Source organism: Actinoallomurus acanthiterrae, from assembly GCF_054775715.1.
In genome coordinates, this window is the sequence record NZ_BAAHCO010000001.1 from 324,640 (window position 1) to 339,111 (window position 14,472).

At 73.6% G+C, this 14,472-nt stretch carries 3 protein-coding genes; all 3 read right to left on the reverse strand.

From position 1 onward, the window contains the following. Genes ACYVF7_RS01730 through ACYVF7_RS01740 form a run of 3 tightly spaced genes read right to left on the reverse strand, consistent with a single transcriptional unit; the run spans position 1 to position 14,419 of the window. Positions 1–222 carry an MbtH family protein gene (locus ACYVF7_RS01730; RefSeq protein WP_460333753.1) on the reverse strand — a complete coding sequence of 74 codons (222 nt, stop codon included), beginning with the start codon at positions 220–222 and terminating at the stop codon, positions 1–3. Beyond that, on the reverse strand, positions 219–4,160 hold the full coding sequence (locus tag ACYVF7_RS01735; RefSeq protein ID WP_460333756.1) for an amino acid adenylation domain-containing protein: 3,942 nt from the start codon (positions 4,158–4,160) through the stop codon (positions 219–221). Before ACYVF7_RS01735 ends, ACYVF7_RS01730 begins: the two co-directional genes overlap by 4 nt. Continuing rightward, positions 4,157–14,419, reverse strand: coding sequence for a non-ribosomal peptide synthetase (locus ACYVF7_RS01740; RefSeq protein WP_460333759.1), 10,263 nt, complete (start codon positions 14,417–14,419; stop codon positions 4,157–4,159). The genes ACYVF7_RS01735 and ACYVF7_RS01740 overlap by 4 nt, the downstream gene beginning before the upstream one ends. Between the last annotated feature and the right edge of the window lie 53 nt (positions 14,420–14,472).

The following is a 14,472-nucleotide window of genomic DNA, read 5'->3' on the forward strand; positions in this document are numbered from 1 at the left end:
TCAGCCTCTCTCGTCCTGTTCCATGGCCGCGATGAGGCTCTTCGGCCGCATGTCCGTCCAGTGCTCGTTGACGTAGTCGAGGCAGGCCTGCCGGCCGTCCTCGCCGTGCGCGACCGTCCACCCGGCCGGGACATCGATGAACGTCGGCCACAGGGAGTGCTGCCCCTCGTCGTTGACGAGCACGAGGTAGCGGCCGTCGGGATCCTCGAACGGGTTGGTCATGGATCCAGAGTCTCCTTCAATCTCGCGGCGATCCGGGCCAGCGGACCGGGATCGGCCATCTCGGTGTGCGCGCAGTCGACGGGGTGCTCCTCGACGCGGACGGCGTACGGCTGCCAGACGCCGGGAGGCGGTCTCTCGTCGTTGCGGGCGGCGGTGAACAGCAGGAGGTCCCCGTCGAACCGCCCCGGGACGAACCGGCGCCCGTTGCGCAGGGCACCCCGGTAGGCCCGGTACATCCCCTCCAGGTGACGGCCGTCGATCCCGCCGAGCGCGCTGCCCTCCAGGAGAGCGGCGACGTCCCCGGTCGTGACGTCGTCGGCCACGTCGAACCCCAGGTCGCGCAGCAGGTCGGGAAGGGGTACGTCGGCGTCCGGGACCCCGTCGAGCGGGTAGGCGTCCATGAGCGCGAGCAGCGCCACCTCCTCGCCCTCGACCCGCAGCCGTACGGCCATGGCGTGCGCGATCAGGCCGCCGAGCGACCAGCCCAGCAGGTGGTACGGCCCGGCGGGCTGGACGGCGCGGATCGCCGCGACGTAGTCGGCGGCCGTGTCCTCGATCGACCCCGGCAGCTCCTCGTCGCGGGCGATGCCACGCGCCTGCAGCCCGTACACCGGCCGGTCCGGAAGATGCCGGACCAGGCCCGCGTACGACCAGGCCACCCCGATCGCGGGATGCACGCAGAACAGCGGCGGCCGGTCTCCTCGTACGCGGAGCGGCAGGATCACCTCGAGCGGCGTCATGCCCCCGGCACCCGCCAGGCCGGAGCCCGTCGCACTACCGGCCCTAGCGGGCTGCGTCGAGCCGTCGGGCTGGGTCGGGCTGTCGGGCTGCGTCGGGCCGTCGGGGTGCGCCACGCTGAGCCGACGGGCCAGCGTCGCGACCGTCGGCGCCTCGAACAGTGTGCGGACCGGGATCTCGGCGCCCAACTCGGCGCGGATCCGGCCGGTCAGGCGCGTGGCGAGGAGGGAGTCGCCGCCGAGTTCGAAGAACCCGTCGTCGACCCCCACCCGGTCCAGGCCCAGGACCTCCGCGAACAGGCCGCAGAGGATCTCTTCCAGGGGCCCGAGCGGTGGCCGGGAGGCCGAGGACGGCTCCGGGGCGGGCAGTGCCGCGCGGTCGAGCTTGCCGCTCGGGGTGAGCGGGAGGGCGTCCAGGACGACGACGGCGGAGGGGACCATGTGGCCGGGCAGGGTCCGCGCCGCCGCCAGCCGCAGCTCGGCCGGGTCGGCGTCTCCTTCCCGACTGACCAACCCACGTCCTTCCCGACCAACCGACCCCGGCCGACCACCCGGCCGACCTCCCGGCCCGGTGACGTATGCGACGAGGCGGCGGTCGCCCGGCCGGTCCTCGCGGACGACGGCGGCGGCCTGGGAGACGCCCGCCTGCTCGGTGAGCACCGCCTCGATCTCGCCGAGCTCGATCCGGAAGCCGCGGACCTTGACCTGCGCGTCGGTGCGGCCGAGGTACTCCAGAGCTCCATCGGCCCGCCGCCGGACGAGGTCCCCGGTCCGGTACATGCGACCAGGTGCGAACGGGTCGGCCACGAACCGCTCGGCGGTCAGGGCGGGGCGGTTCAGGTAGCCGCGGGCCAGGCCGATCCCCGCGACGTACAGCTCACCGGGCACACCGGGAGGCACCGGCCGCAACCGTCCGTCCAGCACGTACACTCGCGCGCCTGTGATCGCCCGGCCGATCATCGACGCGTCGCAGGTCAGCGGCGCGCTCATCGTCGCCGCGACGGTCGTCTCCGTCGGCCCGTACGCGTTGATCATCCGGCGGCCGGGCGCCCAGCGTTCGGCGAGGCCGGGCGGGCACGCCTCGCCGCCGACGACGAGGGTGCGCAGGTTCGCCAGGCCCTCGGGGTCGACGCCCGCGAGCACGGCCGGCGGGACGAAGCCGTGCGCGACCTGCCGCAGCGCGTCCTTGAGCGCCTCGCCGCCGTACACGTCCGGGGGCACGATCGTCACCGTCCCGCCCGACGCGAGCCCCATGAGCAGTTCGAACACCGACGCGTCGAAGCTCGGCGAGGAGAAGTGCAGCGTCCGGTCGCCCGGGGCGATGTCGAACCCCTCGGCCTCGGCCGCGGCCAGGCTCGCCAGGCCCGCGTGCGAGACGACGACACCCTTCGGCCGCCCGGTCGAGCCCGAGGTGTAGATCACGTACGCCGCGTTCTCCGCCCGAAGCCGTTGGGCGCGGGAGACGCGCCCTTCCGGGACCGCAGGGAACGGTTCCGCGGTCAGCGAGGGTGGGGGAATCCGCGGGCCGTCGTACGGGAGCGGCGCACCGTCCTGGGCGATCACGCAGGCGGGACGGGCGTCGCCGAGCATGTACGCGATGCGGTCCGGCGGATAGCCGGGGTCGATGGGCAGGTACACGCCGCCCGCCCGGCTCACGGCCAGGGCCGAGACGACGAACTCCACCGATCGGGGCAGGGCGATCGCCACGATGGTCTCCGGGCCCACACCGAGCCGGGTCAGCTCGCCGGCGAGCCCACCGGCCCGCGCCCACAACTCCGCGTAGGTCAGCGAGGCGGCGGTTCGAAGGTGAGGTTCCGGCGGCTCGGAGGAAGGCAGGGTGGTGACGGCCAGGGCGTCGGGGGTGCGCTCGACCCACTCGCCGACCAGCTCCGGCAGCGTGCGGGGTGGCACGGCGGGCGGGCCGGACGCCCAGTCGCCCAGGATCCGCTCGCGTTCGCCGGGCAGCAGGACGTCCAGGTCCGTGACGGAGGCGTCCGGTCTCGTGGCCATCGCGCGCAGCAGCCGCTCGACGCGGGCCAGGAGCAGCTCCGCCTCCGCGCGGTCGTACGCGTCCGGCCGGTGGTCGAGCCGCAGCCAGAGCCGGTCGCCGCCGAGAGGCGCGGCGACCAGGGCGAGGGGGTAGTGCGTCGCGTCGAACAGGTCGACGCGCGCCACCCGGACGTCGCCGAGCGAGATATCCCCAGGCTGTGGATAGTTCTCGAACGCGGTCATCGTGTCGAATAGCGGCGTCCTGCTGATCTCGGTCAACCCGACGTGCTGGTGCGGGAACAGCTCGGCCTGCTCGTCCTGCAGGCGGGTCAGCAGGGCCGCGACGGACTCGCCCTCGTCGATCCGCACCCGCACCGGGACGGTGTTGATGAACAATCCCACCATCCGCTCCACGCCGGGGATCTCCGGCGGACGCCCGGACACGGCCGTCCCGAACACCACGTCGTCGCGGCCGGTCAGCCGGGACAGCAGCAGGCCCCACGCGCCCTGGACGAGCGTGTTCGCCGTCAGGCCGTGCCGCCGGACGGCGCCCAGGTCCAGGGCGACCTCCGTGGTGATCCGTTCCGGCGGCAGCGGTGGGCCGGTCACGGTCGCCGGGGCGACCAGCGTGGGCTCCTCCACTCCGTCGAGGGCCTGGGCCCACGCCCCGCGAGCCGCCGTACGGTCCCGGCCGGCCAGCCATTCCAGGTACCGCTTGTACGGCGTGACGGGCGGGAGCCCGCCGCCGAGGTACTGCGTGAAGAACTCCTCGGCCAGGACCGGCATCGACCAGCCGTCCAGGAGGATGTGGTGGCCGGTGACGATGAGCCGGTGCCGGTCCGGCGCCTCCGGGACGAGCGTGAAGCGCAGTAGCGGCGGCCGGGCCAGGTCGAACGGGCGGGTCCGCTCGCGCTCGGCGACGGCGTCGGGGTCGCCGGGCGTCTGCTCCCAGGGCAGGGCGACCTCGCGGTGGACGAGCTGCACCGGTTCGCCGTTCTTGCGCTGCCGGAAGCCGCACCGCAGGTTCGCGTGCCGCGCGAGCAGGGCCGACGCGGCCCCCTTCAGCGCCGCGACGTCGAGCGGGCCGACCAGGTCGAGGACCAGCTGCGTCGCGTACAGGTCCCGGTCGTCCAGCGCGGCGTGGAAGTACAGCCCCTGCTGGAGGGGGGACAGCGGCAGGATGTCCTCCAGCCGCCCGCCGTGGGTCTTCACAGGTCCTCCAGCTCAGCCTCGAACTCGTCGATCTCGTCCTGGTCGAGGTCGACGAGGCCGATGTCGGACGGCGTGTGCCCGCCGTCCTCGGTGACGGCCAGCTCGCGCAGCGCCGCCGCCCACGCCTCGGCGAGTTCCCGCACGTCGTCCTCCTCGTACAGGCCGGACGCGTAGGACCAGGTGACCTTCAGGTGCGGGCCGTCGGGCAGGTCATGGGTCACCGCGTTGACGTCGATGCCGTGCGGCAGCGGCGTGCCCGCGCCGTGGCCCATGCCGAGCAGGTCGGACTCGGGCGCGGTCGACCACTCGCCCTGTCCCGGGGCCACCCGGCCCTGGTAGTTGAACCCGAGCTGGGGCGTGGCCGTCAGGCGCGTCCCCGGGCGCAGGTAGCGCAGCAGCCCGTACCCGAGCCCGTCGCTGGGGACGTCTCGCAGCTGTTCCTTGATCCGCTTGAGGGCGGGGCCCGGCTCGGTGGTGTCCGGGCTGAGCCGTACGGGATACAGGCTGGTGAACCATCCGACCGTACGGGACAGGTCCACGCCCAGGTCGGCGCGGCCGTGGCCCTCCAGGTCGACGAGCACGCCGTCGCGACCCCGCCAGCGCCGTACCGCCAGGGCGAGCGCGGTGAGCAGGACGTCGTTGACCGTGCCGTGGAAGGCTGCCGGGACGGTCGTGAGCAGGGGCTCGGTGACGTCTGGCGGGAGGGCCGACCGCAGGTGCCGTACGGTCTCGGCGGTGTCCTTCGCCGGGTCCAGGGCCCGGCCGGCCAGCGGCGGGTCGTCCTCGAGCGCCGTCCAGAACGCGAGTTCGTCCACACGCTGTGGATCGTTCGCCGCGGCGGCGAGCCGTCCGGCCCACCGGCGGAACGAGGTCGGCACCGGGTCGAGCGGATGACCCTCCAGCGCGAGTACGAGATCGGGCAGCAGGATCCGCCACGACACGCCGTCGACGACGAGGTGGTGCAGCGTCAGCAGCAACCGGCCCGGCGCGTCGCCGGCGTCGAACCACACCACCCGCACCATCGCGCCGGAGGCCGGGTCCAGGGACCGTTGAGCCGCCTCCGCGTGTCCGGCGATCTCGTCCAGCCCCTCGACGCGGGTCACGTGCGGGCGCACCGAACCCGGCGGTGTGACCTCGGCATACTGCCCGTCGAACCGCAGGCGCAGCGCGTCATGGTGGTCCAGGAGCGTCGCGACCGCCCGCGTCAGCCGGTCCAGGCCGAGGCCGGGCGGCACGGTGAGCAGCGCCGACTGGTGCAGCGACCCGCCCAGCTCCGCGAACCAGCTCATGATCGGCGTGAGCGGCACCGGCCCGACGCCCGCCCCCTCCGGCTCCGCCTCCGCGGCCTCCTCCGAGGCGGGCCGCGCGACCGCCGCCAGCGCGCCCGGCGTCCGATGCCGGAACACCTCCCGCGCCGTGAACGCGAGCCCCTCCCGCCGGGCCCGCGCCACCAGCTGGATCGCGACGATGCTGTCCCCGCCCAGGTCGAAGAAGCCGTCGTCGACGCCGGCCGGACCGTCCAGGCCGAGCACCTCCGCGAACAGCCGGCACAGCAGCTCCTCCTCCGGCGTGCGCGGCGCCCGGCCCGACACCCGGTACTCCGGCGCGGGCAGCGCCGCGCGGTCGAGCTTGCCGTTCGCGGTCAGCGGCAGCTCGGGCAGGGGCACGACGGCCGCCGGGACCATGTACTCCGGCAGCCGTTCCCGGACGAACGCCCGCAGCCCCACCGGGTCGGCGTCGCCCACGACGTACGCGACGAGACGCCTGCCGCCCGGGTCGTCCCGTACGACCACGGCGGCCCGGGAGACGCCCTCGTGCCCGGCCAGGACCGCCTCGACCTCCCCGGGCTCCACCCGGAAGCCGCGGATCTTGACCTGGTGGTCCGTACGGCCGAGGTACTCGAGCCGCCTGTCGGCACGGAGCCGGACGAGGTCCCCGGTGCGGTACATCCGTTCGCCCGGAGCGCCGTACGGGTCGGCGACGAACCGCTCGGCGGTGAGATCCGTTCGGCCCAGGTAGCCGCGGGCCAGGCTGAGACCCGCCGCGTACAGCTCGCCGGGCACGCCGGGCGGCACCGGCCGCAGGCGCTCGTCCAGCACGTACACACGGGTGTTCGCCACGGGGGTCCCCATGGGCGGGACGACCCGGCCGGACAGCGGCGCGCTCACCGTCGTCGCCACGGTCGTCTCCGTCGGCCCGTACGCGTTGATCATGCGGTGGTCCCGCGACCAGCGCTCCACCAGCTCGGGCGGGCACGCCTCACCGGCCACGACGAGCGTCAGTCCCGGCGGCAGCCCGTCGAGCGTGGGCAGCGCCGCCGGCGGCAGTGTCGCGTGCGTGATCCGCTGCTCGGCGACCAGCTCGGCCAGCGGCGCCCCCGGGGTGAGGCGGTCCTCGGGCGCGAGCACGAGCGTCGCCCCCGACAGGAGCGCGACGAGCTCCCAGAACGCCGCGTCGAACCCCGGCGACGCGAACTGCAGCACCCGGCTCCCCGGCCCGATCCCCAGCCGCTCGCGCTGCGTCGCCGCCAGACTCGCGACCCCCCGATGCGTGACGACGACCCCCTTGGGCCGCCCGGTCGACCCGGACGTGTAGATCACGTACGCCGCACCGTCCACCCCCGCCCGGGCGGCGGCATGACGCCCCCCGACCTCCGAGCCACGTCCGACCTGGGAGCTGCGTCCGACCTCCGAGTCGCGTGCGACCTCCGAGTCGCGTGCGACCTCCGAGTCGCGTCCGGCCTCCGAGTCGCGTCCGGCCTCCGAGTCGCGTCCGGCCTCCGAGTCGCGTCCGGCCTCCGAGTCGCGTCCGGCACCCGAGTCGCGTCCGACCTCCGAGCCGGCTGCGGCAGTCGGGTCGCCTCCGACATTCGGGGCCGCTGCGACGCCCGGACTCGACGTGGGGAGTCCGGTCCGTGGAAGGTCCAGGCGCGGTGGGTCGCCGGGGAGGCCGATGCCCTTCCGGGTGACGACGCACACGGGCTTCGCATCCTCCAGCACGTACGCGATGCGGTCCTGCGGGTAGGCGATGTCGATCGGCAGGTACGCCGCGCCGGTCATGGACACTGCCAGCATCGCCACGACCAGGTCGACGGAGCGGGGCAGGGCGACGGCCACGATCCGCTCCGGCCCGGCGCCCGCTCCGGCGAGCGTGTCGGCGAGTTCCCCGGCGCGCGCCGCCACCTCGGCGTACGTGAGCTCTTCACCGTCGAAGACGACCGCCGTCGCGTCCGGGTTGCGGGAGACCTGCAGCTCGAACAGCTCCGCGAGCGTGGCGGACGGGACGGGGACGATGGTGTCGCCCAAATCCCGGAGGATCCACCGGCGTTCGTCCGGGGTGAGGACGTCGACCGCGCCGACGCGGATGTCGGGGTCGGCGGTGACGGCGGCGATCAGGCGGTCCAGCCGCGCGACGATCGCTTCGGCGGTCGAGCGGTCGAACAGGTCGGTCGCGTACTCCAGGACGCCCTCGAGGTTCTCCTCCAGGCTCAGCGTCAGGTCGAACTTGGCGGTGCCGGCGTGGAGGTGAAGGGGCTCGGCGGTGAGGCCGGGGAGGGTCAGCCGGGCGCGGGGGTTGTTCTGGAAGGCCAGCATGACCTGGAACAGCGGGTGGCGGGCCATGCTGCGCGGCGGGTTCAGGATCTCCACGAGGCGGTCGAAGGGCAGGTCCTGGTGCTGGTAGGCGGCCAGGCCGGTGTCCCGCACCCGTGCGACCAGCTCCCGGAACGTGGGGTTGCCGGAGAGGTCGGTGCGCAGCACGAGAGTGTTGACGAACATGCCGACCAGGTCGTCCAGCGCCTGGTCGGTCCGGCCCGCGATCGGCGTGCCGATGGGGATGTCGGTGCCCGCGCCCAGCCTGGACAGCAGCGTCGCCAGCGCCGCCTGCAGCACCATGAACACGCTGGCGTTCAGCTGCCGCGCCAGGGCCGTGACGCGGTCCGCGTCGAGCCGTACGGGAACCTGCCCGCCCTCGAAGGAGGCCTGAGCGGGGCGGGGCCGGTCGGTCGGCAGGTCGAGCCGGTCGGGCAGCCCGTTCAGGGTCTCGCGCCAGTAGGTGACCTGCCGGGAGATGAGGCTGCCGGGGTCGTCCTCGGAGCCGAGCAGTTCCTGCTGCCAGAGCGCGTAGTCGGCGTACTGGACCGGCAACGGCTCCCAAGAGGGTGCTCGTCCTCCCGAACGTGACGCGTAGGCGCCGATCAGGGCGCGGGCCAGCGGCGCGAAGGACCAGCCGTCGGCCGCGATGTGGTGCAGCACGACCAGCAGCACATGTTCACCGGGACCGGTCGCGTACAGGTGGGCGCGGACCGGGATCTCGCTCGCCAGGTCGAACCCGTTCGCCGCGTCCCGGGCCAGGGCCGCCGCCAGGTCCGCGGGCTCCTCGACCCGCAGCTCCGGAAGCCGGTCCTCGAGGATCACCTGGTACGGCCTGCCGTCCGACTCCGGGAAGATCGTCCGGAGTGTCTCGTGCCGGTCGACGAGGTCGGCCAGGGCCGCACGCAGCGCGTCGACGTCCAGGTCACCGGTCAGGCGCAGCGCCAGCGGCATGGCGTACGTGGCGGTGCGGCCCTCGAGCCGGGCGAGATACCACAGGCGTCGCTGCGCGTGGGAGAGCGGAGGCGAGGTGAGCGCGCGAGGCCGGGGTGTCAGCGGCGGGCGAGCGGTGTCCGCTCCCCGTACGGCCTCCGCGAGCCCGGCGACCGTGGGGGTCTCGAACAGCGCGCGGACGGGCAGCTCGACACCGAGCACCGACCGTACGCGCGCCACCATCCGTGTCGCCAGCAACGAGTCTCCGCCCAGGTCGAAGAACCCGTCATCGACCCCCACCGACGGCGTTCCCAGCACCTCGGCGAAGACCCCGCACAGCACCTCCTCGACCGGCGTACGCGGCGCCCGCGACGACGCGGTGATGTCCGGCGCGGGCAGGGCTCGCCGGTCCACCTTCCCGTTCGGCGTGAGCGGCAGCGCCTGCAGGGTCACGATCGCCGACGGGACCATGTAGTCCGGCAGGCTCTGGCCCGCGAACTTCCGTAGCTCCCCGGCGTCCACGTCTCCTTCCCGACCAACCAATCCGTGTCGTTCCCGACCAACCTGCTCTTCCCGACCAACCGGCCCCGGCCGACCTCCCGGCCCCGGCCGACCTCCCGGTCCCGGCCGACCTCCCGGCCCCGGCCGACCTCCCGGTCCCGGCCGACCTCCCGGCCCGACGACGTACGCGGTGACGCGCCGGTCGCCGGGCCGGTCCTCCCGTACGACGGCGACGGCCTGGGAGACCGAGTCGTGCGCGGTGAGCACGGCCTCGATCTCGCCCAGCTCGATCCGGAACCCCCGGACCTTCACCTGGTGGTCCACCCGGCCGAGATACTCGATCCGCCCGTCGGGGAGATGTCGGGCGAGGTCGCCGGTGCGGTACATGCGGCCGGGCCCGTACGGGTCGGCGACGAATCGTTCGACGGTCAGGTCCGGGCGGCCGAGGTAGCCGCGCGCCAGTCCCGCGCCCGCGATGTACAGCTCGCCGGGGACGCCCGGCGGCACGGGCCGTAGCGCGGCGTCCAGGACGTAGACCCGGGTGTTGCCGAGGGGACGCCCGATCGGCGGGCGGGCCGCCGTCGCCGCGTCGATCGGCGCGTACGTGGACCAGATCGTCGTCTCGGTCGGTCCGTACAGGTTGAGCACCGGGCATCCGCGATCCAGCAGGGCCTGGGCGAGCCCGGCGGGCGGGGCCTCCCCGCCCACCAGCACGCGGAGCCCGTCGAGGCCCGGCAGGTCGACGAGCTCCTGCCACAACGTCGGCGTGGCCTGCACGATCGTCGCATCCGCGACGAGCTCGCCGAGCCGGACCGGATCGGCGACCTCCTCCTCCCGGGCCAGCCGGATCCGCGCCCCGGCCAGCAACGGCAGGTAGATCTCGACGACGGAGATGTCGAAGCCGACCGTGGTCACGGCCACGAGCGTGTCCTCGGACGTGAGAGGCACCCGCTCGGCCATCGAGTCGAGGAGGTTGGTGACGGTCCCGTGCGGGACGACGACGCCCTTCGGCCGCCCGGTCGACCCGGACGTGTAGATGACGTACGCGGGGTGTTCCGGGAGCGTACGGCGCGGGAGCTCGGACGAGGCGTCGAGCCGCAGGGGGAGCCGTACCTGGGGCAGGCCCGAGGGCAGCACGTGCGCGGTCGTCTCGCAGGTCACCGCCGCGACCGGCCGCGCGTCGTCGACCATCATGGCGATGCGGTCGGCGGGAAACCGCGTGTCGACGGGCAGGTAGGCGGCGCCCGTCTTGTGCACGGCGAGCACCGCGACGACGAGTTCGGCGGTACGCGGCAGGGCGAGGGCGATGAGCCGTTCCGGACCGGCTCCGTGTTCCTCGATCAGGTGCCGGGCCAGCCGGTCCGCTTCGTCGTTCAGCCGCGCGTAGGTGTACGTCACGGCGGTGGCCGGATCGGCGAGTGTTCCGGCGGTAAGCGCGGGCGCGTCCGGTGTCCGCGCGGCCTGCGCCTCGAACAACTCCACCGGCGTGACCGCAGGGAACGGACGGTCGGTGGCGTTCCACTCCGCCAGGACCCGGTGCCGCTCCCGCGCGTCGAGGACGTCGATGTCGCCCACCCTGACATCCGGGTTCGCGACGGCCGCACCGAGCAGCCGGACGAACCGCGCCGCGATCGTCTCGGCGGTCGCCCGATCGAACAGGTCCGTCGCGTACTCCAGCATCCCGCCCAGCTCGTCCCCGTCGTCCTCCAGCACGAAGTGCAGGTCGAACTTGGCGGTGCCGGCGTGAAGGTGAAGGGGCTCGGCGGTGAGGCCGGGGAGGGCGAGGTGGGCGCGGGGGTTGTTCTGGAAGGCGAGCATGACCTGGAACAGCGGGTGGCGGGCCATGCTGCGCGGTGGGTTGAGGATTTCCACGAGGTGTTCGAAGGGGAGGTCCTGGTGCTGGTAGGCGGCCAGGTCCGCGTCCCGAACGCGCGCGATCAGTTCTCGGAAGGTGGGGTTTCCGGTGAGGTCGGTGCGCAGGACGAGGGTGTTGACGAACATGCCGACGAGGTCGTCCAAGGCCTGGTCGGTGCGTCCGGCGATCGGGGTGCCGATGGGGATGTCGGTGCCCGCGCCCAGTCTGGTCAGCAGTGCGGCCAGCGCCGCCTGCACCACCATGAACAGGCTGCACTGCTCCCGCCGGGCCAGCGCGGCCAGGCCGGCGCGGAGCTCGGCGTCGATCTCGACCGGGACCCGGCCACCCGCGTAGGACGCCTGCGCGGGCCGGGGCCGATCGGTCGGCAGGTCGAGCTGGTCGGGCAGCCCGTCCAGGGTCTCCCGCCAGTAGGTGACCTGCCGGGAGATGAGGCTGCCGGGGTCGTCCTCGGATCCGAGCGCGTCCTGCTGCCAGAGCGCGTAGTCGGCGTACTGGACCGGCAGCGGCTCCCAGCCGGGCGCCCGCCCCTCGGCCCGCGCGGCGTACGCGCCGATCAGGTCGCCGGCGAGCGGGGCGAAGGACCAGCCGTCGGCGGCGATGTGATGGAGCACCACCAGCAGGACATGCTCGCCGGGGCCGGTCGCGTACAGGTGGGCACGGACCGGGATCTCGCTCGCCAGGTCGAACCCGAACGCCGCGTCCGCCGCCACATCACCGGCCTCGGTGACCCGCAGCTCGGGGCGCGGATCGTCCAGGACCATCTGCCACGGTTCGCCGTCGACCTGCGGGTAGACGGTGCGCAGCACCTCGTGCCGGTCGACGACGTCGGCCAGCGCCGCCCGCAGCGCGTCGACGTTCAGGTCGCCGGTCAGCCGCAGCGCCAGCGGCATGGTGTACGTGGCGCTGCGTCCCTCGAACTGATCGAGGAACCACTGCCTCCGCTGCGCGAACGACAGCGGGACCCGCTCAGGCCGTGGCACGGCCACGAGCGCCGGCCGAGCACCCCGACGGGTCTCGTCGAGGCGCCCGGCCAGCGCGGCGACGGTCGGGGCGTCGAAGAGGGTGCGGACGCCGAGTTCGACGTCGAGCACGGCCCGGATCCGGCTGACCATGCGGATCGCCAGCAGCGAGTCGCCGCCGAGGGCGAAGAAGTCGTCATCCGGGCCGGTTCCGTCGACGCCGAGAAGTTCGGCGAACAGCCCGCAGACGATCTCCTCGGTCGGGGTGCGGGGCGTCCGCGATGAAGCGGCGGCGAACTCGGGCTCCGGCAGGGCCCGGCGGTCCAGTTTCCCGCTGGTGGCCAACGGTAGTTCGTCGAGGACGACGACGGCCGCCGGGACCATGGCCTCCGGAAGGTGGCGTGCGGCGAGCGCACGCAGGTCCGCCGCCAATCGGGTGCGGTCGGCGACCTGGGCGACGACGTACGCCACGAGCCGCATCCCGTCCGCCCCGTACGACCGGGCGATCACCGCGCAGTGGCCGACGTCCTCGTGACCGGCGAGCACGGTTTCGATCTCGCCGAGTTCGATGCGGATGCCGCGGATTTTGACTTGGTGGTCGGTGCGGCCGAGGTATTCGAGTTGGCCGTGGGTGTTCCAGCGTGCGAGGTCTCCGGTGCGGTACATGCGGCCGGGACCGTACGGGTCGGCGACAAATCGCTCGGCGGTCAAGCCGGGCCGGTCGTGGTAGCCGCGGGCGAGCTGGATACCCGCGAGGTACAGCTCTCCGGGCACACCGGGTGGCACGGGCCGCAGCGCGGGGTCCAGCACGTACGCGCGGGTGTTCCAGATCGGCCGCCCGATCGGCACGCTCGTTGCTCCCGGAGGGCACCGCCAGGCGGTGACGTCCACCGATGCCTCGGTCGGCCCGTACAGGTTGTGCAACTCCGTATCAGGCAGCACCTGGTTGAACCGCACGGTCGCCTCGGGCGACAGGGCTTCGCCGCTGCACAGCACCCGCCGCAGGCCCGTGCAGGCGGCGGCCTCGGGTTCGGTCAGGAACGCGACCAGCATCGATGGCACGAAGTGCGCGGTCGTGACCCGCTGCTCGCGGACCAGTGTGGCGAGGTAGCGAGGATCGCGGTGGCCGTCGGGACGGGCGATCACGAGGGCGGCACCTGTCTGCAGGGGCCAGAAGAACTCCCACACCGACACGTCGAACGTCGCCGGGGTCTTCTGCACCACCCGGTCACCAGCCCCCAGCCCGTACTCGTCCTGCATCCAGAGCAGTCGGTTGACGATCCCGGCGTGCGGAACGACGACTCCCTTGGGCCGCCCCGTCGACCCCGACGTGTAGATCACGTACGCGGCGTTGCCCGGCGAGACGGCCCGGGCCGGAGCGGCGTCGGGGAACGCGGCCAGTTCCTCCCACACCTCCGGGTCGTCGAGGATGAGCAGCGGCACCTCGGGGATCCGGCCGGCGACGTCGGTCGTGGTGAGGACCAGTGCCGGCCGGGTGTCGGTCAGGACGTAGGCGAGGCGGTCGGCGGGATGGTCGGGGTCGATGGGGACGTAGGCCGCGCCCGCCTTGAGGACGGCGTACATCGCGACCAGTAGTTCGACTGAGCGCGGTACCGCGAGTGCGACGCGGCTTTCCGGTCCGACGCCGCATTCGACCAGGTAGTGGGCCAGGCGGTTGACTCGCGTGTCGAACTCCGCGTACGTCAGCTCGACGTCCTCGTACACCAGCGCGACCGCGTCCGGGGTGCGGGCGACCTGCGCCTCGAACAGGTCCGCCAGCGTCACGTCCGGCACCGGGCGCGCCGTGGCGTTGCACTCCTCCAGCACCCGCCGCCGTTCGCCGGGCAGCAGCACGTCCACGGTGCCGACGGGCGTGTCGGGTGCGTCGGCGATGGTGCGCAGCAGCCGTGCGAACCGGGTGAGGAGTGTCGTGTCGACGGCGTCGGGCCGGTGGTCGAGGCGGAGGGTCAGCCGTTCGCCGGGGACGACGTACAACGTCAGGGGGTAGTGGGTGGCGTCCCGCTGCGCCGCGCCGGTCAGCCGGAGGCCCGCCACGGACTCGCCCATCGCCGCCGGGTCGAACGGATAGTTCTCGAACACGGTGAGCGTGTCGAACAGTGGCGTCACGGCCGACTGGGCGGTGATCTCCGCGAGGCCGAGGTGCTGGTGGCCGAGCAGCGCGGTCTGTTCGGCCTGGAGCCGGGTGAGCAGCTGGGCGAGGGTCTCGTCGTCCCGGATCCGGAGCCGTACGGGGACGGTGTTCACGAACAGCCCGACCATCTGCTCGACGCCCGGGATCTCCGGCGGCCGTCCGGAGACGACCTGCCCGAACACCACATCCGATCGGCCGGTCAGCCGCGCGAGCAGCAGTCCCCAGGCGGCCTGGACGAGCGTGTTCACGGTGACGCCGTGCCGGCGGGGCCCGTACACGGAGCCGGGCGGTCAGGTCCTCG

Coding starts and splice junctions, on each gene's coding strand:
- ACYVF7_RS01730 (WP_460333753.1), bottom strand. CDS start 222: ATGACCAACCCGTTCGAGGATCCCGACGGCCGCTACCTCGTGCTCGTC.